The sequence below is a fragment of the Vibrio sp. 10N.286.51.E5 genome, from assembly GCF_041469125.1.
GTDB classification, from domain to species: Bacteria; Pseudomonadota; Gammaproteobacteria; order Enterobacterales; family Vibrionaceae; genus Vibrio; species Vibrio crassostreae_C.
In genome coordinates, this window is sequence record NZ_JBFRJZ010000011.1 from 21,043 (window position 1) to 45,514 (window position 24,472).

Below are 24,472 nucleotides of genomic sequence, written 5' to 3' on the forward strand. Positions count from 1 at the left end.
ATGCAGAATCTGTCATACGTTACACGGAGACACAGTTATGACGATTAATAAATATTTCATTTTCTCTCCTCAAGCCTCTGAGGAAACGCTTCGACCAGTATTAACTGAGAAAGAAGTTCAAAGGCAGGAAGCTCTAAGACAGGCGCAGATCCAGGGTGGATTAGACACAAACGCGACCTCGTAACTCAATGAATACCTAGCACTATTAAGACCCCTATAAAAAAGCTCTACGCTCTATCCGGTAGAGCTTTTTTTTATTTTTGATCTGTTCTCCTCTCCCCCACTCCCAAACAAGCTGAACATTAAACCTTCGCTCATTGCTTGTTGTTCTTCACTTCTCGATCACCGTTTGGCTCATAGTCTCTCGCGAATGTATTTTCACGCATTGCACACTCTAGCTTGCAGCGCTGAGAAATGACTCACTAAACTCCCCGATGCCATACCTTGTCGTGTCATTTTGTGCTAATAATTCATATTCGTTTTCATTCCTCACTCGCCCTCTTTTCAAAACTATAATGCGAGTACCAGAGAACCTAACCACAGGAACCCCGAATTCAATGGAATATTCAAAGCTAGGAAGTAGTCAAATTCCCGTTTCCCGTATCTGTCTTGGCAGCATGACTTGGGGGCTACAAAATACGCAGCAGCAAGCCGACCAACAGATCGAATACGCATTAAGCCAAGGTATTAACTTTATCGATACTGCAGAGATGTACGCGGTTCCACCTTCTCCAGATACCTACGGAAAAACAGAAGCGATCATTGGTAACTGGTTATCGCGTAACCCACAGCGTCGACAAGAGTTGATCATTGCGAGCAAAATTGCCGGGCCAGGGCTTCCTTGGGTTCGAGATGGCGGCCCGATAACGGGTGAAGCGGTGATCGCAGCCGTTGACGCATCATTAAAACGCCTACAAACAGACTATATCGACCTTTACCAACTTCATTGGCCAAATCGTACAACGCCTCACTTTGGTAAGCATTTCCCGAATCACATTCGATTCAGTGATATTGACCGAAAGCAGCATGAAGCTGAGATGTTGGAAATCCTACAAGCACTGGCAAGCTGCATTAAGGCGGGGAAAATTCGCCATGTCGGGCTTTCAGATGATTCTACTTGGGGCATTAACACATACCTCAAGCTGAGCGAAAAACACGATTTGCCACGTATGGTTTCGATTCAGAATGAATTTAGCCTACTGCACGCAAAAGACTGGCCATATCTGATTGAGAACTGTGTGCATGAAGATGTCGCTTACCTGCCATGGTCACCTTTAGCTGCAGGCATGTTGAGTGGAAAGTACATTGATGGCGCAAGACCGGAAGGCAGCCGTTGGACTTACATGCAACGTAAAGGCATTTTCCGTGACACTGAATCTGCCAACGAAGCGGTTAAAGGCTATGTTGAAGTAGCAAACGCTCATGGATTTACTCCGAGCCAACTGGCATTGGCATGGTGTAATCAAGTTGATGGGGTGACGTCCACCATCATCGGTGCAACGACCATGGAGCAATTAAAAGAGAACGTAGCCGCTTTTAGTAAACCGCTATCAGAAGAGATCCTGACTGATATCAACACAGTATTTAAACGCTATCCTGCTCCGTATTAGGCTGCCAGTTCAGCTTAACTTAGGTGAGTAAATCCCATAAGAGCGCGCTATTTAGTGCGCTTTTCTTTTTTAAGTGAGTTGCTTTTGCTTTTTATGTAGATCGCATTGAGTCATCACGCTTTTGGTTCGCTAACCTTTGCTCTATAATGCGCGGGCTTATATCTAGGATAAAAACATGATTTCAAAAAACCAATTAAAACTCCTTCGTGCTTTGGGCCAAAAGAAACAACGTAAAGCCCACGGCCTGTTTCTAGTTCAAGGTGAAAAGAACGTTCTTGAGCTGTTCAATAGTGACTTAGTCGTGAAGAACGTCTTTGCTACCGCTGATTTCTTATCTGAAAATCATGCTTCACTGATTGAGTTTGATTGTGTTGAAGCCTCGCTGGATGATCTAACCAAAGCAAGTACTTTGGTGAGTAACAATGCCGCGATTGCAGTTGTTGAGATCCCAACGTTTGAACTACCAGAAGCGACAGGACTGATGATTGCACTTGATGGCGTTTCAGACCCTGGCAACCTAGGTACGATTATTCGCGTAGCAGACTGGTATGGCATCAAGCATATCGTTGCGAGCAGCGATTGCGCAGACCCATACAACCCTAAAACTATCAGCGCGACTATGGGCAGCTTTGGCCGAGTACACGTAAGTCAAACTGACTTACCAGCTTACTTAGAGCAAGCGAATCTACCAGTTTACGGTGCATTTTTGGAAGGCGAAAGTGTTCATAAGACTGACTTCACTGCAAATGGCATTTTGCTGATGGGCAGCGAGTCTCACGGCATTCGTGAACACGCCGCTAAATACGTGACAGATAAGATTACGATTCCAGCATTCGGTGGCGCAGAGTCTTTGAACGTTGCAATGGCGACTGGCATCATTCTCGACAACATGCGTCGTCAGCACAGCTAGGTCTCATAAGCTAACGATCCAGTCGACAATGTTCAAATATTAAAAAAGGCGTATTGATTAAATCAGTACGCCTTTTTATTTGAGTTCTTTTCAACAATTACTTTTCTAGCATTGCCAACTTATCAGACACACCATTCCACTTTTCCGCATCATCCATCGCTGGTTTTACTTCCGTTTGCACAGGCCAAATCTCAGCAAGTTCTGCGTTCACTTCAATGAAAATCTTTTGATCTTCAGGCAGTTCATCTTCTTGGAAGATTGCTTGAGCATCACATTCAGGTACACATAAACCACAATCGATACATTCGATCGGGTTAATTACCATGAAGTTTGGGCCTTCATGGAACGCATCTGCGGGACACACTGCCACACAGTCTGTGTATTTACATTGAATACAATTATCGCCTACGACAAATGCCATGATGCTCTGCTCTATAAGTTAGTCAAAATTGAAGAATGGGGATAATACTCATCCCAAAGCAAAATTCAACATCATACGGCTCTAATATCGTGTCTATTTGCTCCATGTTTCCAAATTAGTATGACAGATAAATCAATTTCTCGTAAAATGCGCGCCATTGTGAGCTTATCGCTTCTTTGAACATCAGCGTTTCCATCAAACTCTGTATTAAGAAACGATCTAGCTAAGACACCTATAAAAACGAGACATCGAAATGATACGTTTAACCGAAATTAAACTCCCACTAGACCATGAAGAGTCTGCTATTCAAGACGCTATTGAAGCGAAACTTGGTATTAACTCTGATCAGGTACTCTCTTTTAATATCTTTAAACGTGGCTACGATGCTCGTAAGAAATCAAAGATCTTACTTATCTACACGCTTGACGTTCTCGTTGAAAACGAAGCTGAGTTGTTAGAACAATTCATTAGCGACCCGCACGTAAAAGTGACTCCTGATATGGAGTACAAGTTTGTTGCTAAAGCGGTTGAGAACCAAACTGAGCGCCCTGTGGTTATCGGTTTTGGCCCATGTGGTCTATTCGCTGGCCTAGTGCTTGCTCAAATGGGTTTCAACCCAATCATCGTTGAGCGTGGTAAAGAAGTTCGTGAGCGTACGAAAGATACCTTTGGTTTCTGGCGTAAGCGTACGCTGAACACAGAATCAAACGTACAGTTTGGTGAAGGCGGCGCAGGTACTTTCTCTGACGGTAAGCTGTACAGCCAAGTTAAAGATCCAAAGCACTACGGCCGTAAAGTAATTGAAGAGTTCGTTGCTGCGGGTGCACCAGAAGAAATTCTATACGTAAGTAAGCCGCACATCGGTACCTTTAAACTGGTTACCATGATCGAAAAGATGCGCGCTTCTATCATTGAACTTGGTGGCGAAATCCGTTTCAGCACTCGTGTTGACGACGTTCATATGGAAGATGGTCAAATCACTGGCCTAACGCTTTCTAACGGTGAAGAGATCAAATCTCGTCACGTGGTATTGGCTGTTGGCCACAGTGCTCGTGACACGTTTGAAATGCTGTACGATCGTGGCGTTTACATGGAAGCGAAGCCTTTCTCTGTTGGTTTCCGTATCGAACACAAGCAATCGATGATCGATGAAGCTCGTTTCGGTAAGAACGCAGGCAACCCAATCCTAGGTGCTGCGGACTACAAGCTGGTTCACCACTGTAAGAATGGCCGCACTGTATACAGCTTCTGTATGTGCCCAGGTGGTACTGTGGTTGCTGCAACGTCTGAAGAAGGCCGCGTAGTAACGAACGGCATGAGCCAATACTCTCGTGCAGAACGTAACGCAAACAGCGCGATCGTTGTAGGTATCGACCCAGAGCGTGATTACCCAGGTGACGCACTGGCTGGTATCCGTTTACAACGTGAACTAGAAAGCGGCGCTTATGTTCTTGGTGGTGAAAACTACGATGCACCAGCTCAAAAAATCGGTGACTTCTTGAAAGGTCGCGATCCAAGTGCAATCGGTGAAGTACAACCGTCATTCACGCCGGGTATCCACCTGACTGATATTTCAAAAGCGCTGCCTGATTTTGCTATCGAAGCGATTCGTGAAGCAATCCCAGCGTTCGAGAAGAAGATCAAAGGTTTCTCTACGCCAGACGGCCTACTTACCGGTGTTGAGACACGTACGTCTTCTCCTGTATGCATCAAACGTGGTAAAGACTTCCAAAGCATCAACCTTAAGGGCTTCTTCCCTGCTGGCGAAGGTGCAGGCTACGCAGGCGGTATCCTTTCCGCTGGTATTGATGGTATTAAGGCTGCAGAAGCGCTAGCACTATCAATGGCAGAGCAAAACCAAGCCGAGAAGATTGAGATCGCTTAAACGCTTTCGATAAACCCAAGCTAAATAGCGAACACCCAAAACTGAAAATCCAGTGTCTTGTCGACACTGGATTTTTTTATGTGCATGTGACTAGCGGTGAGCAAGCAACATGGTAGAATGCAGCCATTAATCTTATCCTCATATAAGATTGTTGAACCTTTCCATCGCTATTTAGCCAAATCATACCGAGAAACTTATGCCATTTTCCAAGCTTGGATTAAGCTCACCTATTGTTAAAGCCGTTGCAAAACAAGGCTATGAAAAGCCAACCTCTATTCAAGAAAAAGCAATTCCGATTGTGCTTTCTGGTAAGAACCTTATTGCGGCAGCACAAACAGGTACAGGTAAAACTGCGAGCTTTGTTCTCCCTATCTTAGAAATGCTAAGCAAAGGTGAAACACAACGTAAAAAACGTATTCGTGCTGTTATTTTGACACCAACTCGCGAGCTTGCGATTCAGGTTGAACAGAACATTACTAAGTACGCGAAGTTCCTAAACCTAACATCACTAGCGATGTACGGGGGCGTATCTTACCAGCACCAGAAAGACCGCTTGATTGAAGGCGTCGATATTCTTGTGGCAACACCAGGTCGTTTAATCGACATGTACGGACAACGCGCGGTTCATTTTGATGAAGTTGAAGTACTGGTTCTTGATGAAGCCGACCGCATGCTAGACATGGGTTTCATTGAAGACATCAACAAGATCATCGCGCGTCTACCACAAGACATCCAAAATCTACTGTTCTCAGCAACGCTTTCAACGCCAGTGCGCGCGCTAGCGAAAAGTGCTATCAGCGAAGCGGAAGAGATTTCGATTGCCAAGACAGATGCGTCTAAAGCGAACATTGAGCAATGGTTAGTTACCGTAGATAAAGACCGTAAGTCAGCACTATTGAGCCACATGATTACCGAAGGCAACTGGGACCAAGCGCTTATCTTTATCGAAACCAAGCACGGCGCTGCTAAGTTGGTTGCTCAACTTGAGAAACGTGGTATTCAAGCGGAAGCTTTCCATAGTGGACGTAGCCAAGCGATTCGTGAAAAAATCTTGGCTGACTTCAAGAAAGGTCGTCTAAAGTACTTAGTCGCGACGGGTGTTGCTGCTCGTGGTATCGATATCGACAACCTAAGCCGCGTAGTAAACTACGACATGCCTTTCCCAGCGGACGACTATGTTCACCGTATTGGTCGTACAGGCCGTGCTGATGCGTCTGGCGAAGCGATATCTTTCCTATCGAAAGATAACTTCAAAAACCTGTGCATTATTGAAAAGCGTCTGGGTCACTTGATTGAACGTCGCGTTGTTGAAGGTTTCGAACCACGCAAAGAAGTGCCAATCTCTGTATTGAACTTCGTGCCTAAAAAGAAAAGAGACCTGCAGCAACCTGAGTAATTTCAGGTTTAGACAATGCAAAAGTCGCGTTAGCCAAAATGAAAATAAAACGAAGCCCTATGTGGCTTCGTTTTGTTCTTTGAAATACATATAACGTTGAGGCAATAAGATGATCACTCCTATCGCAACGAGATTAACCCGCGGCCAAGACCTAAAGCTAGAGATCCAGAGGCTAGTGACAGCGCACAATATCTCCGCGGGCTCTATTGCGTCTTGTGTCGGATGTGTTTCTCAACTCAATATTCGCTTAGCTTATGCCAACAACACCAAGCTAGTTCAAGCTCCGTTCGAAATAGTCTCGGTGATGGCAACGCTAACCCCAAACCACCAGCATATTCATATCTCCGTTGCTGATGAGAATGGCAATGTAATTGGTGGGCATTTGCTTGAAGGGACGATTATCGCGACCACGGCTGAATTGCTTGTTCACCGCTACGATACCTTGACCTTCAACAGAGAGCATGACGATTCGACGGGTTACACTGAACTTACTATCAGCAATAGCAAATAACTGATTTACCCATAGCAACACCAAACGCCCCATACAAAGCGATACTACCAAACAGCAATTAGGAAACACGATGGCTCCAAACTCCGCAGATTCCGTTATCGTTCTCGATTTCGAAACCACAGGCTTATCACCCAATATGGGCGACCGAGCGATTGAGATCGGTGCGGTAAAACTCGTTAACGGCGAAGTCGTCGACACCTTCCAACAACTCATGAATCCAGGGTTTCGTGTGAGTGGCTTCATTGAAAGCTATACCGGGATCAGTAACCGTATGTTAAGCACTGCGGCCAGTTGCAGCGAAGTGATGGATGAGTTTGCAGACTTTATCCAAGGCAGTCAGCTTGTGGCTCATAATGCCTCGTTTGATAAACGCTTTCTCGACGCAGAATTAGACAATATTGGACGTGATTACAATGGACAGTTTGCATGCTCAATGTTGATTGCTCGTCGGCTAATCCAAGACGCACCAACTCATAAGCTAGGCGACCTTGTGCGTTTCAAAAATATCGACAACGACGGTACTTTCCACAGAGCGTTAGCCGATTCAGAAATGACAGCAAGGTTGTGGTTATTAATGATCGATGAGCTGAAGAGTGACCACGGTATTCAACAACCGAGCTTCCAATTAATGCAGAAAATATCGAAGACAGCCAAAAGTTCGATTCCAAAACTACTGATGAGTAACAGGGGTTAGGTTCCGAAATTCACCTTAAAGTGTGATGAAAGGCTAGCTCGACAATAACCGCTAGCCTTTAAAAGGGACGCCCTACTCTTGCAATGACTCCAACGTTCCTTTGAGGCTTTCTAACTCATTCATAAAATACGCCCACTGCTTGTTACTGCTGGTCGCGGCGATATCTACTAAAAACTTGGCTGATGTTTCCATATTTTGGTTAAGCTGCGGCTCAAGTTCAGCAGGATAATAAGCTTCATTGTTTAAAAGCAACTTCATAATAATTGGCTGAGCAATATGCAGATCGCTCTTCTTTGCCATCAGCGTCGTTAGCTCTTCATAGATGTTGTTTTGATATTGTCGCCAACTGCTATTGGTATTTACCCACTCTTTAGACCAAGCCAAAATAATCTGTTTTTGTTCTTTCGATACTGAACCCAACCACCGTTCTGCACGCTCTTCTATTCTGCTTCGGTATCGCTCTCTCGAATCGTCATCGTTCAACGACAACCTTTCTTCATAATAGTCTTGCTGCTTTTCACGAAAGTTCTTTAAAAACTCCCTGTCTTGCTTAGGGCTAAGCTGCATACTCAAGGCGTAAATATCTGGAGCGAACTTATTGACGATTGAGCGAATATGCTCTTTCGTTTGTTCACTTTGGCCAACAATAAAAGCGGGATTCATATCCGACCGTTCTACGTTTTGAATCGCTTCTAATTGCGAAATATACAGAGGTAGCTGAGTTTCTTTATGCCATTTCTGTAATATATCTAATCGCTCTTCAAGCTCTGATTCTTGGCTATTTGAGAGGGAAACAAAATCTTCTATATAGCTAACGACAAACCAACCTATATTGTTATAGGCGAACTTGGTCCCGCACCCAGTAAATAGAAAACAGATCACTAAAACTAACCACCGGCACTTTCTCATTCTACCCTCTCACGACATTCAACAAAGCCACAAACCGATTAACTCATCCCTTTAAGGTTAGCCCAGTTTTTATAACGCTAATTCTAGCTCTTATAAAAGTAGTCTTAATAAACAGTGGTCGTAAAAACTTTGAGATAAATTGAGACCCAAACTTGCTAATCTAGCTATTTAGGCAAATGATTAAACTAAAAAATAATTAATGGCAGTGATGTAACTTGATTTTATTACTCATTTGACGTGATACGAGCCCTATAAATGAGTTGGGTTGACGTATTTAAAATGATTGATATTTGGGAGGGAAGCTATGGCCGCTATTCCTGATCATCCAAGCGATTTAGAATATGAGCTTTGTTATTTTGATGATGGTTCAATAACCACAATCACGATATTGGTTGACAATCGACAGGAAGCGATGACTTGGTATCTTAGCGAAGGAAAACATATCAACGATCTTTATTCGATAAGACCCGATGAATAATGCTTTGGTATAGAGGACTAGGTCGATAAACCTAAGATAAGAAACTTAAGTGGCATTTTGTGGAACACCCTTTACTGCAATGCCATTAATTAGCAATGTCGTTAATTAGACATATCGCAGCAAAGGGATTCAGTCTCGAATTACTTCAGGATTCGGGCGCGGAATTGACGACCCTTCATTTTACCTGATTCGATTTTGTTCAGTGCTTTTTTAGCCACAGATCTTTCTACCGCTACGTAAGCACGCATTGCAAACAGATTGATCTTACCTACTGATTTACCATCAATGCCGCCTTGGCCCGTCAGTGCGCCAAGAATATCACCAGCACGAAGCTTAGCTTTCTTACCGCCATCAATTTGGATGGTAACCATGTTTGAGTAGTACGGCTTAGCAATTGGTTTTGCTGGCAGTTCAGATGGCTCGATTGGCATGTCCATGTACTCATCAATTTGAGCAACACGGTACATCTCTTTTTCGCTAAAGAAGCTGATCGCTACGCCTTTGCTTCCTGCACGGCCAGTACGACCAATACGGTGTACGTGAACTTCAGGGTCGCGAGACAATTCAAAGTTGAACACAGCATCTAGGTTATCAACATCAAGACCGCGAGCCGCAACGTCTGTCGCCACTAGAATCGAGATGGTTTTGTTTGAGAACTGAACCAAAGCTTGGTCACGTTCACGCTGTTCCATGTCACCATGAAGTTCGATAACACTGAAACCGCGGTGGCTTAGCTCATCGTTTACGTTCTGCACTTCTTTCTTAGTGTTACAGAACACAACCGCAGACTCCGGTTGGTGATGCAACAACAGCAGCTCTAGAGCGTCATCACGAGCTTCAGAACCTTCTAACTTGTAGAAGTGTTGTTGGATGCTTGAGTGATCGTGCGTTGATTCAACCTTCACCATTTCAGGGTTATTCATGATGCGGTCTGCAACAGATTTGATCTGTTTAGGGAAAGTTGCACTGAACAATAACGTTTGACGATCTTTTGGTGCTGCTTCAATAACAGCATCTAGTGCATCTTGGAAACCCATTTCCAGCATGCGATCGGCTTCATCTAACACAAGTGTGTTCAACTCAGACAGGTCAATACGGCCTTTCTCTAGGTGATCAAGAATACGACCAGGTGTGCCTACAAGAATGTGTGCGCCATGCTCTAGTGAACCAATCTGTGGGCCCATTGGCATACCGCCACATAGTGTCAGCACTTTAATGTTGTGAATACCACGAGCAAGAGTACGAATCTCTTTTGCTACTTGGTCTGCAAGCTCACGAGTCGGACATAACACTAAAGACTGAACACGGAAACGCTTAACGCGTAGGTTCTGCAGCACGCCTAAACCGAAAGCAGCTGTTTTACCTGAACCCGTTTTACCCTGACCGATAACGTCCTTGCCATTTAGGATAGTAGGAAGACTTAACGCTTGGATAGGCGTCATTTCAGTATAACCAAGAGAATCTAACGTGTTTAGAAGCTCTGGTTTAAGGGCGATTGAAGAGAATTTTGAAGTGCTCAATGGAAATATCCAACTGGTGAAAAACAGAGTGCATTATGAGTGTTTTTGAAAATTATTCCACCTTAATCACAGTTTTGGAGAAACATGTTAGGCGAACACAAAAAAGCCAGCTTTGTTAGCTGGCTTTAACTTCTATACGAATTGCTTTCTATGGCACACCGTGACCTTTAGATGCCACCCATACGCGATACCACTGTTCGCGCGTCAGCTCGATTTTCAGTGCATCAACGGCCGTCTTCACACGCTCAATCTTACCAGAACCAATAATTGCAATTGGACTAGATGGTAAACGACGAACCCAAGCGTAAATCACTTGATCAATGCTGTCTGCACCTACTTCTTGACGAATCGCCTCTAGCTCATCACGAACGCGAACCGCTTGCGCTGAATCACCACTGAAGATGCTACCACCACCGAGACAAGACCACGCCATCGGGCGAATGCGGTTCATCTGCAGTTGATCTAGCGTGCCATCATGAGCCACTTCGAAGTTCAATGGGTTGATTTCAACTTGGTTGGACACTAACGGCTTACCGAGTCGAGATTGAAGCAGTTCGAACTGACGCGGTGAAAAGTTAGAAACACCGAAGTGCTTAACTTTACCTACTTTGTGTAGCTCTGCGAACGCTTCTGCTACTTCATCGGCATCCATTAACACGTCAGGGCGGTGAATCAACAATACATCGATATCGTTAACACCTAAGTGCTCTAATGAGTTATTTACTGATTGGTAAATATGCTGCGCGCTGGTGTCATAGTGATTGATCTTACGATCTGGAGTGTGGTCACCACATAGGTTGATATCGCACTTGGTGACGATTTGAATATCATCACGAAGGCTTGGTTCAAGCGCTAACGCCTCACCAAACAACTTTTCACATTGGTAGTTACCGTAAATATCCGCGTGATCAACAGTTGTGATGCCAAGATCAATATGTTGCTTCAGGAAAGTCAGGCGTTGTTGCGGGGTCATGCCCCACTCTGCTGTACGCCAGTATCCTTGCACCAGCTCAGAAAGTTCTGGGCCTTGTGGCGCTATCGTTACTCTTGCAACCATGGGTTGTCTCCTTTATCAATACTGAACGTATCCTAATCTCGTTTTACCGAAGGCTCAACGTATAACAAATGGCAAAGCTAAACGCTTATTAAAAATGTGAGAGCCGCAGAAAAACGAACACTTAAATGAATTATAACTTGCTGTCTGCCCGCGAGCCGTTCTCCTGAAAGGCTTGTTTAGCCTAATAAATAACGAAACTATCTATAAATTTGAGCAATTAAAAACGATTAAGTTCAACCGTTAAGTTGTCACCATCACTCTGTAACTGAATCCAAGGAGAAGTAGAGCTAGAAGAAGATAAGCTAGGCACATTCCACACACTCAGTTGCTCTGCTGAACCGTGAGGCGCGTTGATGAATTCGACCAGCTGTTTATCCACCTTATCGAAACCAACACCTTCATTTCGAGCTTGTTCGAGTTGAGCTGTAACATCGAATTCATCTTCACCAATACGAATTGAACTGAGAGCAAAGCCATCTTGGCGAAGGTATGCCTGAAGCTTTGTGTAACTTAGATCCGAATATGGCAGGTTTAAGAGAACCGTTTCGACACTTGAGTCCCCCAACTCCAGTTCAACATACACATCCAGGTCGTAATATTGGGTTAAGTCACTGCACAACAAAGTACCTTCGATCTCACCACAATCCATCAACTCGATATCATTAATATAGTTTTGAGAATTCGGCAGACTTGGGCTGCTGTTAAATACTGTTCTTAGCCACCAGCTTTCGGTTGCTTGCGCTGAAAATGAAATAGCATTGAGGGACAGCATTAGAGGCAAGATTAGAACTTGAAAGATTTTCATCGACTGGGCTTATTTAGCGCTATATGAAGTGTCCATTATACGTGACCAAACGACAAACAACTGCTCGAGTCGCAAATTTTAGGCGAAAAAAAACGGGCATACATGCCCGCTAGATAATTTCATCACCGAATAACGTAATCCGTCACGTTGAGAACCATTACGAAAGAGAGAATATCACTCTCCCACAACAGTTGCAACACGCCGTACCAATTACTTATAGCCACCTTCAATCGCAGGCTCTTCAAGCGACAATCTCACTTTGTTACGTTGAATAGCTTCTGGCGGTAAACTGATGAAGCCGTATTGGTTCAACACGCCTTGATGAAAAGGTAACTTCTATGCCGTTATACTTAACATCACAAAATACATTCAATGAATGTGTCATAATGTTGAAATTACTGGTTAAATTTCAAGGAATGTCATGACTGCAACGAACTATCTCAACCAATTGAATCAAAAGTACCTTGCGACTCATAAAGCGAAAGAAGACTTCTTTTGGGATACATATATGGGTATCAGTGACGACCACGATGGTTCGACACTCGCACAGACTCAGTGGACGGAATTTCTAAGCGCTGCCGAACAGATTACTGCTATCGAAACGCAACTTGCTGCTATCGATAAAATTCAAGATCCTCTCGAAAAAGAGAGTACACTAACAGGCTTGAATGGTTGGTTAGCGACCTTTAGATCTCACGCTATTGAGTCTGAGCAGTCTCAGAAGCTCAAAACCGATCTCATAAAGTTTGAGGCTGAACTGTTTGAGAAAAAGCAGAATCATGTGATGACTTACGTAAATGAAACAGGCGATGAAACGGAAGGGTCACTGCCTGTTTTAGGTTCAGCCGTTAGAAGTAATGGTAATGAACAAGTTAGGCTTTCTGCACATCAAGCATTATTAGATTTAGAGCAATGGCTGCTGGCTAACGGCTTTATTGAGCTGATCAAAAAACGTAACCAATTTGCTCAATCACTGGGGTTTAAAACCTTCTTTGATTACTCGGTGGTAAAAACCGAACAGATGACGACAGAACAACTGTTTACGATTCTGGATGACTTCGAAGCACGCACGCGTGATAGCCATCAGCAAAGCCTAGCCAATTTGGCAGAGCAGAAAGGCGAGAATGCACTTCAAGCCCATAACTTTACCTACTCTTTTGCAGGTGACGTTATGAATGATCTTGATCCTTATGTTCCGTTCTCAAAGTCACTTCGACGCTGGATTGAATCTTTTGGTCGCCTCAACATCGAATACTCTCAAGCGACATTAAAATTGGATCTGCTTGATCGTAAAGGTAAGTACCCTAATGGCTTCTGCCATGGCCCTATCCCTTCTTTCTATGACCAAGATGCTTGGGTTGCGGCCCAAGTTAATTTCACTAGCAACGCTAAGCCCGATCAAATAGGCAGTGGCTATGATGGGATTAACACACTATTTCACGAAGGTGGTCACGCGGCGCATTTTGCTAATGTAAAAATGAACGCCCCTTGTTTCTCTCAAGAGTTTGCGCCGACTTCGATGGCTTATGCTGAAACACAATCCATGTTCTGCGACAGCTTGTTAAATGACGCTGACTGGCTAAAACAGTACGCTCTAAATGCGGACGGGCAACCTGTGCCAGATGATCTAATTAAAGCCATCATCGACAATAAACAGCCCTTCCGAGCTTACCAAGAACGCAGCATTCTTGTGGTTCCATATTTCGAGCGAGCCCTGTACGAATTAGCTGATGAAGACCTCACGCCTGAAAAAATCACGGCACTTGCTCGTAGCAGTGAAAAGGCAATTCTTGGATTGTCTTGCAGCCCTCGTCCACTGATGGCGATCCCTCACTTATTGTCTGATGAAGCATCTTGCTCATACCAAGGTTATCTATTGGCTCATATGGCGGTGTATCAAACACGAGCTTATTTCACCGACAAGTTTGGTTACTTAACAGATAACCCAGAGATCGGGCCTTTGTTGGCGAAACACTATTGGCATAAAGGCAATAGCGTGAACCATAACGGTACAATCGAAAGCCTGACTGGGGAAGGTTTTAATGCCAAATATCTCGCTGACGAGTGTAACTTATCGCCAGAGGAGGCTTGGGCGATTGAGGAGCAAAAAATCAAACAGCTGTCGACAAGAGAACGTGCACCAGTCGCGGATTTGAATGCGAAGGTATCGATCGTTGATGGAGCAACTGAATTAGCGAATAATGCAAAGTCGAATGACCAAATGTGTGATGATTTTGAGCACTTTATTATTGAGCAATACGGTCGATAGATTGAGTTTTAATGCTAATGAAAAAGGCAAAAATGAGTAGTGACATAACTCATTTTTGCCCCAAAGCTACTTAGAGCTAATACCCTATACATTTTTGAGGCGTGCATTTCCCCTACTAAACTCTCATGTCAGTAAGGTATGTTTCAGGATTCAATAAATTACCAATCCTTGGTTGGTCTAGTTAAACTGTACTGAAGAGTTTAGTAGCATTATTGTTCTGATATTTTTTTAGCTCACCTTAGATAACATCGGGGCTCCAGAAATACGCTTGGCACTTTTCTGTCGGGGTAAACCCCATGTTTTGATAAACCGTCTCACCATCTGGAGACGCACTTAAGCTTGCTACTTTATACCCCAAACTTTCGGCGACTTTCAGTGGAAAAATAGTCAGTGCGCTACCAACTCCTTGCTTACGATGAGCAGATAAAGTTGAAACATTCGATACACTGGCAATACCTGATGCCATAATTAGGGTTGTTGCTCCGATTGGTATTCCATTATCGATAGCTAGAAAGTGACGAGTAGACAGGTCGTTGGCTCCATAGCCAGCCGCTGCGTACATCTCAGTCCAATGCTGTGAAACTTCATCGGGTAATGAATGAGCCTCACAAACAATGCTCGTCCAAGCACGGAGCTGCTCTAATGTCTCAACTTCTTGAATTATAACTGAGTCAGGCAAAGTGGCTTTTGGAAGCTGAGCAATATCAACAGACATCATCGTCGTCTCCATAACCTTAAATGCTCCAGAGTCTGACAACAAATCTTCTAAATTACTCGGAGCACTTCTAGCTCCCAGCCACCAACAAACACTATGACGCTGATCTGATATCTCACCGTTGATTTTCTGAATACGTTCCAACGTAAGATTGCTTGATAACCTTGGTGAAAGCACATTATTGAATAATGGGAAATTAATGTCACTTTTAGTGGTAATCACATCTGTATGATATTGGATCTGAATCCTTTCCCATTTTCCCCACACCAGAACGCTATGAACCAGCATATCCTCTGCAGCCTGTGGTAAAAGTGGGTGATGAATACTGTCAATAGTAGTAGCTTGTATTTTCATTTATTTTTTCTTTTGGATAAGTAAGTGACAACTTTAACAGTCCATGAAATCTGGTTATTGAACCAAAGCGACAACATTATCTCTATTTTTTGAGAAACAACCCACCGTAGACATCGCTTACAGCATCTTTGATACCGAAATGAGCACTAGGTGTTCGCCCAAGTGCTTTTTTTACCTGCCTTATCATATGTGACTGATCACTATACCCATGTTGGAAAGCTAATTCAGACCAAGATGGTTCTTTTTCTCCATGTTTAACAATATCAGTCATAAGCTTTTCTAATTTTCGACAAGCGAGATATTGTGAGGTACGAAAGCCTGTATATTTAAGAAAGTCCCGCTCTAGTGTTCGTCGGCTAAAAGGCAATGTAGTACTTAAACTCTGGCTGCTGTCGAGAGTCGTGATTACTTGTTGTATACGTTTGTACGAATTCATGATTTTTACCTGATCAAAAATCATAATTAATTCCTTTTCCAACCAATCGACTATTTTGGGGTCACTGCTCGACATATTGGCTTTCAAAGATAACTCACTAAAGGCGTTTGGAAGCCCTGTAATCTTATTCAATTGTTGATTATTTCGACTGAAATCAAATACCTTAAGTGCACCAGGTCTAAGCTTTAACCCCAAAAATTTTTGTTTATGTGCATGTGACATCATAATGCACTCTGATAGTGGGCCAATGCAGTGTGCTCCTTTAATGTCAACCTCTCCGCTAGAAGAAACATAGTGATTGATTTGATTGATGGGTGTGAAAATTAAGTTAGCACTCGGATTTGGTAATAGCTTAGGCGCGGTATGTAGATCGATGCCTTGGGGACGTTCGAGAAACCAAAAGTTTTCTATAAGCTCTTGTACCAATAGAGTTTTCGGGAAGCTAATCCAAGCTTTCATTATGATATTCTCATTCGTAAAAAATGGTTCATGTTTTAATATTGTAGTGAATAAGCCAATGTGATAACAGTACTTGAAATTTGCGATAACGAAAGTAATCAATTAAATGCTAATTTAACAAAGTCGCTGACTTACTTTTGTCCAATAGTTACTTAGGACAAACCAACATACTACAATAGGAAATTTTTCCGGCTTAGTTATTCGTTATCTTCACTCAATGCAAATTTGATCTCGTCAGAAGAGAACCCCTTTCGACTTAGCATCGCGTAAGCCTTAGAGCGTTCTTTATGATCGTTTAGGTCATAAGGCTTCTTCTGCAACTGTTCTAAACAAGAAGAATAGAAATCTAGCTGCTCTTCATTAATCAATCGGTCGATGAGCGATGACAGCTCACTTGTGTCGATTTGTCGTTGTCTAAGTTCTTGCTGAATGGCGGTCAGGCCCTTGCCTTTACGAGCATACTTGAGCACCTCTTTTTCCAAATCGGCTTTCTCGGCCTTAATTTGAATGTTACTTTTCAGTTGATGCGCTTGTGGGTGCTGGTCAATCGCTACCTTAACTTGTTGATAGCTAAAGCCACGCTTTTGCAGTGTCGCAACCAGCTTTTCACGGCTCATGGTAAAGCTTGAATAGTAGTGGTTGATTCGGTCTATCAAGATGGTTTGTTCATCAATAGACTTTTCGAACGACACTTTATGGATTGCATCAGAAATCACTGAATCGGTCAGCCCCTTCTTCTTCAGTTTTTCGACAATGTATCGAGAACCGAATTCACCAGAGAAAGCTTGTTCCACGAATTGTTCTGCAAACACTTGGTCAGGCTTGAGATACCCGAAGCCTTTCAATGTCCCTAGAGTTTCATCGATCCATTCTTGATTGTCGGTTTTCACTTTGAGCTTCGCCACTAACTCGCTTTCCGTCATGTCTCTCTGAGTTAAATGCCACATCGCAGAGTTCATAACACTTTCAATTCGCGTCGCTTTTCTTACCGTTGTATTTCTAGTATTCGTTTTTTGCTGTGAATCGTCCATTCGATTTCAACTTTCCAGATTAAGCCTACCCCATCATAACGTAATTCTAAGGTGGTTGAGTGACATAAAAGAATGAAGCTCAACATAAGCGGCAGCCAATAAAAATGGACGCTTGTTCAGCGTCCATTTGATATCACATTAAGAATGATGGCTCTAAGCCATGCTTAGCTTTTTCGTAATAGCTTTTCATACTAGATCTTTCGTTTAGTTCTCTTCGTGATTGTAAATATGTACATCTCGTTGAGGGAATGGAATCGTGATGCCTTCTTCATCGAAGCGTTTCTTCACGGTTTCCGTTACATCCCAGTACACATCCCAATAGTCATCAGTCTTAACCCAAGGTCGTACTACGAAATCAACAGAAGACGTATTCAAGGTATGAAGCTTGATCATATGCTCTGGTTTTTTCAACACTAGAGGGTGTGCAAGAATGATGTCGTTCAATACCGCTTTCGCTTTATCGATATCATCTGAATAACCAATACCGAAAACCATATCAACACGTCTTACACGTTCTGCCGTGATGTTGTTGATCACGTCACCCCAAATCTTGTTGTTTGGGATCACCAAGCGTTGGTTATCAATGGTTTGAACAGTCGTCGATACTAAGCTCATGTCTTTTACCGTGCCTTGCACGCCTGCCACTTTAACCATGTCACCGACGTCATAAGGACGGTAGATCAAGATCATCAAACCCGATGCAAAGTTAGATAGTGTGTCTTGCAATGCGAAACCAATGATGACACCGGCTACACCGAAACCAGTAAGAAGAGGTGCTAGCTCTATCCCTATTTGAGACAGTGCGATAAGCAAACCAATAAACACGACCGCTTTAGATGCGATGGATACAAAGAAGTCCTGCATCAATACACTGAAGTCCATTTTAGAGTGCGAAACACTCTTACGAACGGTTTTGCGAGCCACGTTAGCAATAAGGCGAGTTACATACAAAATACCGAGAAACAGAGCAAGTTTAACGATAAAAGAAGGGGTATTTTCAAAAGCCCATGAACTGAACGAACGAAGCCAACCATCCAACAGCTCCAGTGCAACATCAACATCCAACACATCGGCGTTAATGTCACCTGTCGTCGCTAGCAAAACACGTTTGTACGAAGTCACATCCACGCCAAACGGTTCCATTAGCGTGATGGTTTCTTCTAAGCTCGCGACCATAACGCTAGTACGCTCGCTGAAACGCTCAAGCTCCTTTTTAATCGTCGCTTTCTCTTCTTCATTCACAAAAGACAAACGCGCTTCTAGATCTTGTCGCTGTGTGTCTGTGTAAAGAATGGCATTAGTCAGGTATTTAGAACGAGCAATTAACGCCGTTTTAAGTTCACCTTTAGGAACAGCAACATCAACACCACGCTCTTTCGACCAATTTAAGGTCTTAGCAAGCTGCTGATAATAGACATCCATCATTCCGATTCGTTTTTGAATACGCAACTCAAGGCGTTTTTTAGCGTCACCCTCAGCGGAACGGTTTTCTTTACTCATTGAAACGATTTTAGTTTCATTCAACGACAGCAATTTTTGTAGCAGTTCGACCTGCTGAGCAAGAGTGACATCCAGCCCCTCTTTTTTATCTGACGATAGCTGTGAAAAAATCTCTTCGCGTAGGCCCTGATTCTTACGCCTTAAGATATCTTCAAGAAAGGGCTTCTCAGCATCATGCGCCGTTTCTAATGTTGCTAGATCGAGCATTAACTGATCTTGTACTTCTGCGATTTTCTCAACGCTCTGCGCATAACTTCCAAATGCGACAAACGCCAACATTAACAATAGACAACGCCAAACCTTCATCATATTAATTCCTATCACTGTCTAAATTGACCCTATAAATAGTAGTAAAAAGAATATGGATAACAAGCATTTAAACGTATGTTATGTTAAAAATTCGCAAATTATCAGCCTGCTTCTAATATTTGAGAGTTCCAATCCCCTCTTATGACCTGTAGAGTACGCATCCAACAAAGAACAACAGCCAATATCTTCATTCGAGCACAGCACTAAAGCGCCCTAAATACGATGTTGGCTCACAGCAAGAGAGCATAAAAATGAACAACGAACTTGATATTATTGAGTCTCTAGAAGAACTAGAGCAATTCCTAATTTCAGTGGAAGCTGGCGGTTTAGGCCTTGAAGGCGTTGAAGGTGTAGGCATGGCAACCAATAATTCAGATGGTCGTCACTTCGTTGCTGTATTCAATAGCAGCCATAAAGTTCTGCTTGCTCGCTGGATCACCAAAGAGGTGTTTGATAACGGTAAAGACTTGGTACGTAACGGCCCTCGCCGCACTCACTAAGCCTTTCCAATAGCACCAATGATTAAAGCCCAACACGTTCACTGACGATCTGTTGGGCTTTTTTGTATCGCCTGTCCCGTCCTGATAGTTAATAAACCACTCAATACAGAATAATTAGCGATAACTTTCAGTTGTTGTGAACTTTAGCTACAGCTCAATGTAGTATTCGCGTGAATTGGTGTTTATGCGTCTTTTATCGTGTATCTGCCGTTTCCCGCATTTATACATAGTTTCACTTTAACCATTTTATGACTTGTGGCACGAAGAGAACTTATCTAAGCTAACCACAATTCAATAAGCTTGCTTTAACGACTAACAGATTTGATTACTGACTAATTTGCTGAACACATCGCTACTTTTCTTATCCACACAGAACCGCCGACAAAAGCATTCGCTTTGGGCGCTCTTCCTTACCGGACTGGTTATCGTAACTTGTCTGGCGAGCACTCTGGCCGTCAAGAAAGTATCGTTATCTGCATCCGCTAATGGCCAATCAGTCCAAGTTGGCACACAAACTCATACAGAAACCAGTAATCCCCAAACCAACATCGCTTCTTCAGAAAAAATGGCTGCTCTATACGCCAGCGTTTTCGGCTTAGAAGCCTCAAAAATGTTAACGTCCCCCAATTCAAATTCATGCAGCCTAAGTTCGAAAATGCTGACCTTTGCCGCCCCAAAAACCGGCTGGCTGATCCCATTCGTACTTATTATTGCTGTTGCGTTTAACTTACCTCCTCACATCTCGAGATTATCTAGAGACAATCATCGCTCTACTCGACCGACAAAACACCGATTGCATCTAAAGCACTGTATATTTAGAGAGTAAATAACCGGGCTACTACACCCTTTTATTTATTTTTTGGAGATACATTTGTGTACAACACACTACTAACTAAGTTTGTCGATTCATTGGCATTCTCTATGCGTACATGCGCGAAAACCTTAGTCACTGCCCTTTTGGTTATGACGTCATTTACCGCCTTGGCACAGACAACGGGCTGGCTTAGTGTGCCTGAGCATCCGCCTGTTAAAATGCGAATGATGTCGACGGGTGAACAGTCGGATGACGGCTCTAAGATCCAAACCGTGCTCGATGTCGTGCTCGACGGCGACTGGAAAACCTATTGGCGCAGCCCAGGCGAAGGTGGCATTCCGCCAAGCTGGGACTGGTCTGGTTCAACAAACATTGAGTCAGTAGAGTGGCACTGGCCGATACCTAAATACTACGAGCAGCTTGACGTCATGACGTTAGGCTACAAAAAACATGTCAGCTTTCCTGTCACTTTATCCCTGAAAGACAACACGAAGCCTGCGATATTCAGGGCATCGTTTACCTTTCCGTCGTGTACCAATATCTGTGTGTTAACCGATTACGATATCGAACTGCCGATTGACCCACAAACTTTAGCGCTCGATGAAGAAGCGATGTTCTTGTTCAACCAAGGCATGAGCCAATCTCCACGAGAAGCTAATCGCACTTCAGTCAATGGTCTATTTTGGGACAAGAGCAAGCAGCAACTGGTTACTCAGCTGACAAGTAAAAATGGCTGGGATAAGCCGATGGTGTTGATTGACGGGCAAGAAGTGATTGATGACTTCTTCTCTCAACCAAGCGTCTACATCACAGACAATACAATGACGGCCGTATTTGATGTGAGCAACTGGATAGGTGAAGTCGACTTAACGGACCGTAACGTGAGTGTCACCGTTTCAGACACTAATTTCGCCGAAGAGATGACGGCCAAAGTTGGCTCAGAACCGATCGCTTACCAAACAAGCAACAACGGCTTTTTGGCGATGATAGGCTTCGCTTTAATTGGTGGTTTGATCCTCAACATCATGCCATGTGTGTTGCCAGTCTTAGGAATGAAATTAAACAGCATCATTCAAAACCAAGGTGCATCTAATCGTCATATTCGACTCTCATTCTTAGCTTCTGCTTCAGGTGTCATTACATCATTTGCGCTGTTAGCCCTAGGTATGACCGCTCTAAAAATGGGTGGTAATGCAATTGGCTGGGGAATCCAGTTCCAAAATGTTTGGTTCATCGGGTTCATGCTGATCATCACTTTGCTGTTTTCGATTAACCTGCTTGGGTTATTCGAATTCAGACTACCATCAGGTTTAAACACCTGGATGGCAACCAAAGGCGATGACTCACATTCAGGCCACTTTGTTCAAGGCATGTTTGCAACGCTGTTAGCAACGCCGTGTAGCGCGCCATTCCTAGGAACCGCTGTCGCGTATGCACTTGGAGCAAGCTACCAAGAGTTATGGGCTATCTTCATCACGCTTGGTATCGGTATGAGTGCGCCTTGGTTGATCTTTGCGCTATTCCCAAGCCTAACCAAATTGCTTCCAAAGCCTGGGGCGTGGATGTTCAAAGTTAAGCTGGTATTTGGCTTAATGATGTTCATTACCAGCCTATGGCTAACAAGCCTCCTTAGCCCATTCATTGGTAAATTCCCAACTATCCTGCTGTCGCTATTTATCGTGATTTCAGTATTGATTTGGATTGGCCGTAAGTTGGGTCGCAAGGTGCTTATTCCTATCGTCGCAACCACAACCTTGGTGTTTGGTGCTGCATTGATCGTCGGTAGTGTCACCGCTGATAACTGGGCGACTCCGATTGTTGACGATCTCGCTTGGCAAAAGCTGGATGCGAAGCAAATCCCTCAGCTCGTTGATGAAGGCAAAACGGTGTTTGTTGATGTGACTGCTGATTGGTGTATCACTTGTAAAGCCAACAAGATCGGCGTCATCCTTCAAGACCCTGTCTACAGTCACCTACAGCAAGAAGACATTGTTTTGATGAAAGGTGATTGGACAACACCAAGTGAAAGTGTCACTCAATACTTACAAAGTAATGGGCGATTTGGTGTGCCATTTAATATCGTCTACGGCCCGAGCTATAAAAGCGGTATTCCACTGCCTGTCATTCTCAACAGTGACACTGTCGTTCAAGCCATCGACGCTGCGAGATAACTGATGAAGACTCCCAACAATGAAGATAAATCTAGCACGATTGAAGACGACGCTGTAAAGGGTGAGGCCAAAAAGCCAAGTCGTCTTAAGAAGTGGGGAAAGGAACTGGTTTCAATGATATTGATCGTTGGCGTGGTTTCATTTGCCATGGACTTTTATCACAGCAGAAGCATGCCTCAGGGCGATGCGATTCCAATTGTGGGTCAATCGCTCCAAGGCGAAGATATTGATGTTATCGAGCTAAGCAAAAATGGTAAGCCAGTCATTGTCTATTTTGGGGCGACTTGGTGTGGTGCCTGCAAATTTGTAAGCCCGACGGTTAATAGCTTCAGTGATTCCCATCAGGTGGTTTCGGTCGCTCTATCGTCTGGTCCAGACGAACGTGTCCAGCGCTACTTGGATGCAAAAGAGTATGACTTCCCTGTTATCAATGATCTTTCTGGGTCAATCAGCAGAAGTTGGGGCGTTAATGTCACGCCAAGTATTGCCATCATCAAAGATGGAAAGATCAGCAGTATCGCAACCGGCGTTACATCCCCTATCGGCCTGTGGTTAAGAACCTACTTTGCCTAAATCGCTCACAAAGAAAAACAGAGCAAAGCTAAGTAAATAAACCGACTCAGCCAGTTTAACAAACAATATTAATGTGAGCGCAACCTAATAAGCGCTCACGATTATCACGAATTAGAGAAAAGACAATATGAAAAAGCATCTGATAAGCGCACTGATTTTAGGCTCATTAATGAGTACTAATACCTTCGCAGAATTAAACAAAGAACAAACTCAACAACTTGAAGAAATTAATCAATTCCTGAAGGAAAACCCATCGACGATCTCTGGATTGCATACCAGTTTAGAGCAGTACGTAGCAGGTCAAGAGCAAGCGAAGAAAGCCCAAGCGGAAAGCCATGATTGGTTATACAACAATGACGCTCACCCGATCCTTGGCAATCCAGATGGTAAATCGGTCATCATTAACTTTACCGACTATAACTGCCCTTACTGTAAGCGCTTGGAAAAAGGCTTGGTTCAATTAGCCTCTGAAAACAGCGACATTAAAGTGATCAACGTGTACTTATCGTTTAAGCAACAACAAGTTGCGGGGCTAGACACCAACGCGGCGCTATACGCGATGAAAGTATGGAAAGATAACCCAGAAGCATTCCCTGAAGTTGATAGATTGCTGATGGCGAAAAGCGGTATTCACTCGAAAAGCTCACTAGAAGCCGTTGCCAAGAAGACGGGAACAGAGGCGGAACTAAAAACAACTCAAGAACAAAACCAGGTTCTAACCACTAACCATCAAACGTTCAGTGCACTCGGCTTAACGGGCACTCCAACCATGATGATGAACGGAAATGTTTTACCAGGATATGTGCCTTATGACCGATTAAAAGAGATCGTGGACGACGCTTTTTAATCGACTGTAGATAGAGATAAAAATTCGAAAGAGAAGTGAATAAAAAGCCGACCTGCGTAACTCACAGTCGGCTTTTGATGAGCTTAAGGTAATGTTTTCAATATTATTTTTGAAACAGAAAAGCAGTCGAAGTGTCACTATCTTGCAATGGATTCTTAATCTAGCCTCGCTACTCTAAAAGCAGTTCTCTCGATGAGTCCAAGACGTGCTTACTCTAGACAACTGTCCTTTGACCGAGCCTAGCTCGGTCTTTTTTTACGTGTTTTAGATAACAACACAGTGCATTAACACGGAAACG

General features: G+C 43.5%; 22 protein-coding genes and 1 pseudogene. 13 read left to right on the plus strand and 10 right to left on the minus strand.

Features of this window, described 5'->3' with window-relative positions:
- The first annotated feature begins 37 nt into the window (after positions 1-37).
- The 3 genes from AB4161_RS03520 to AB4161_RS03530 all read left to right on the plus strand — a co-directional run bounded on the left by AB4161_RS03520 (position 38) and on the right by AB4161_RS03530 (position 2,520).
- On the plus strand, positions 38-184 hold the full coding sequence (locus AB4161_RS03520) for a hypothetical protein (RefSeq protein WP_017059486.1): 147 nt from the start codon (positions 38-40) through the stop codon (positions 182-184).
- 373 nt (positions 185-557) lie between these two features.
- Complete coding sequence (locus AB4161_RS03525; RefSeq protein ID WP_032545660.1) at positions 558-1,610, plus strand: aldo/keto reductase; 1,053 nt, start codon at positions 558-560, stop codon at positions 1,608-1,610.
- 175 nt (positions 1,611-1,785) lie between these two features.
- On the plus strand, positions 1,786-2,520 hold the full coding sequence (locus AB4161_RS03530; RefSeq protein ID WP_065584752.1) for an RNA methyltransferase: 735 nt from the start codon (positions 1,786-1,788) through the stop codon (positions 2,518-2,520).
- Positions 2,521-2,617: 97 nt separating this feature from the next.
- Here AB4161_RS03530 and fdxA read toward each other — a convergent pair whose 3' ends face one another.
- Positions 2,618-2,941 (minus strand): ferredoxin FdxA, encoded by a 324-nt coding sequence (gene fdxA, locus AB4161_RS03535; protein ID WP_136982565.1) that lies wholly within the window; start codon positions 2,939-2,941, stop codon positions 2,618-2,620.
- 253 nt (positions 2,942-3,194) lie between these two features.
- On the opposite strand from fdxA, the gene AB4161_RS03540 reads away from it, so the two are divergent.
- From AB4161_RS03540 to AB4161_RS03555, 4 genes are all read left to right on the plus strand, one after another.
- Entirely contained in the window at positions 3,195-4,826 is a 1,632-nt protein-coding gene (locus AB4161_RS03540) for an NAD(P)/FAD-dependent oxidoreductase (RefSeq protein WP_017059483.1), read from the plus strand.
- Between the two features lie 196 nt (positions 4,827-5,022).
- Positions 5,023-6,222, plus strand: coding sequence for a DEAD/DEAH box helicase (locus AB4161_RS03545; RefSeq protein ID WP_372082804.1), 1,200 nt, complete (start codon positions 5,023-5,025; stop codon positions 6,220-6,222).
- 109 nt (positions 6,223-6,331) lie between these two features.
- A complete protein-coding gene (locus AB4161_RS03550) occupies positions 6,332-6,733 on the plus strand; it encodes a PPC domain-containing DNA-binding protein (RefSeq protein ID WP_372082805.1) in 402 nt (133 codons plus the stop codon).
- A gap of 70 nt (positions 6,734-6,803) precedes the next feature.
- Entirely contained in the window at positions 6,804-7,427 is a 624-nt protein-coding gene (locus AB4161_RS03555; RefSeq protein WP_372082806.1) for a PolC-type DNA polymerase III, read from the plus strand.
- 72 nt (positions 7,428-7,499) lie between these two features.
- Here AB4161_RS03555 and AB4161_RS03560 read toward each other — a convergent pair whose 3' ends face one another.
- Entirely contained in the window at positions 7,500-8,336 is an 837-nt protein-coding gene (locus AB4161_RS03560; protein ID WP_372082807.1) for a DUF6279 family lipoprotein, read from the minus strand.
- A 304-nt stretch (positions 8,337-8,640) separates the two neighbouring features.
- Between AB4161_RS03560 and AB4161_RS03565 the strand changes: the two genes are divergently transcribed.
- Positions 8,641-8,814: a hypothetical protein gene (locus tag AB4161_RS03565; protein ID WP_017059478.1), complete on the plus strand. Its 174-nt coding sequence runs from the start codon at positions 8,641-8,643 to the stop codon at positions 8,812-8,814.
- 140 nt (positions 8,815-8,954) lie between these two features.
- On the opposite strand, the gene dbpA is transcribed toward AB4161_RS03565, so the two are convergent.
- From dbpA to AB4161_RS03585, 4 genes and pseudogenes are all read right to left on the minus strand, one after another.
- The gene (dbpA, locus tag AB4161_RS03570) at positions 8,955-10,334 is read right to left on the minus strand and encodes an ATP-dependent RNA helicase DbpA (RefSeq protein WP_372082808.1); all 1,380 of its coding nucleotides are present in this window, start codon (positions 10,332-10,334) and stop codon (positions 8,955-8,957) included.
- A 148-nt stretch (positions 10,335-10,482) separates the two neighbouring features.
- The gene (locus AB4161_RS03575; RefSeq protein ID WP_372082809.1) at positions 10,483-11,391 is read right to left on the minus strand and encodes an aldo/keto reductase family oxidoreductase; all 909 of its coding nucleotides are present in this window, start codon (positions 11,389-11,391) and stop codon (positions 10,483-10,485) included.
- A gap of 217 nt (positions 11,392-11,608) precedes the next feature.
- Positions 11,609-12,196 (minus strand): hypothetical protein, encoded by a 588-nt coding sequence (locus AB4161_RS03580; protein ID WP_372082810.1) that lies wholly within the window; start codon positions 12,194-12,196, stop codon positions 11,609-11,611.
- 210 nt (positions 12,197-12,406) lie between these two features.
- Positions 12,407-12,520, minus strand: a pseudogene (locus AB4161_RS03585) (phosphate ABC transporter substrate-binding protein); the annotation flags it as partial.
- Positions 12,521-12,617: 97 nt separating this feature from the next.
- Between AB4161_RS03585 and AB4161_RS03590 the strand changes: the two are divergent.
- Positions 12,618-14,465, plus strand: coding sequence for a M3 family metallopeptidase (locus AB4161_RS03590; protein ID WP_372082811.1), 1,848 nt, complete (start codon positions 12,618-12,620; stop codon positions 14,463-14,465).
- Positions 14,466-14,703: 238 nt separating this feature from the next.
- On the opposite strand, the gene AB4161_RS03595 is transcribed toward AB4161_RS03590, so the two are convergent.
- From AB4161_RS03595 to AB4161_RS03610, 4 genes are all read right to left on the minus strand, one after another.
- Complete coding sequence (locus AB4161_RS03595; protein ID WP_372082812.1) at positions 14,704-15,534, minus strand: hypothetical protein; 831 nt, start codon at positions 15,532-15,534, stop codon at positions 14,704-14,706.
- Between the two features lie 82 nt (positions 15,535-15,616).
- Positions 15,617-16,429: a helix-turn-helix domain-containing protein gene (locus AB4161_RS03600; RefSeq protein WP_372082813.1), complete on the minus strand. Its 813-nt coding sequence runs from the start codon at positions 16,427-16,429 to the stop codon at positions 15,617-15,619.
- 197 nt (positions 16,430-16,626) lie between these two features.
- Entirely contained in the window at positions 16,627-17,460 is an 834-nt protein-coding gene (locus AB4161_RS03605) for a RecX family transcriptional regulator (protein ID WP_372082814.1), read from the minus strand.
- Between the two features lie 204 nt (positions 17,461-17,664).
- A complete protein-coding gene (locus AB4161_RS03610; RefSeq protein WP_136978909.1) occupies positions 17,665-19,269 on the minus strand; it encodes a mechanosensitive ion channel family protein in 1,605 nt (534 codons plus the stop codon).
- 251 nt (positions 19,270-19,520) lie between these two features.
- Between AB4161_RS03610 and AB4161_RS03615 the strand changes: the two genes are divergently transcribed.
- The 4 genes from AB4161_RS03615 to AB4161_RS03630 all read left to right on the plus strand — a co-directional run bounded on the left by AB4161_RS03615 (position 19,521) and on the right by AB4161_RS03630 (position 24,174).
- The gene (locus tag AB4161_RS03615; RefSeq protein ID WP_017062732.1) at positions 19,521-19,769 is read left to right on the plus strand and encodes a hypothetical protein; all 249 of its coding nucleotides are present in this window, start codon (positions 19,521-19,523) and stop codon (positions 19,767-19,769) included.
- A 921-nt stretch (positions 19,770-20,690) separates the two neighbouring features.
- On the plus strand, positions 20,691-22,754 hold the full coding sequence (locus AB4161_RS03620) for a protein-disulfide reductase DsbD family protein (protein ID WP_372082831.1): 2,064 nt from the start codon (positions 20,691-20,693) through the stop codon (positions 22,752-22,754).
- Positions 22,755-22,757: 3 nt separating this feature from the next.
- A complete protein-coding gene (locus AB4161_RS03625) occupies positions 22,758-23,327 on the plus strand; it encodes a protein disulfide oxidoreductase (RefSeq protein WP_372082815.1) in 570 nt (189 codons plus the stop codon).
- Between the two features lie 127 nt (positions 23,328-23,454).
- Entirely contained in the window at positions 23,455-24,174 is a 720-nt protein-coding gene (locus tag AB4161_RS03630) for a DsbA family protein (RefSeq protein WP_372082816.1), read from the plus strand.
- Positions 24,175-24,472 lie beyond the last annotated feature (298 nt).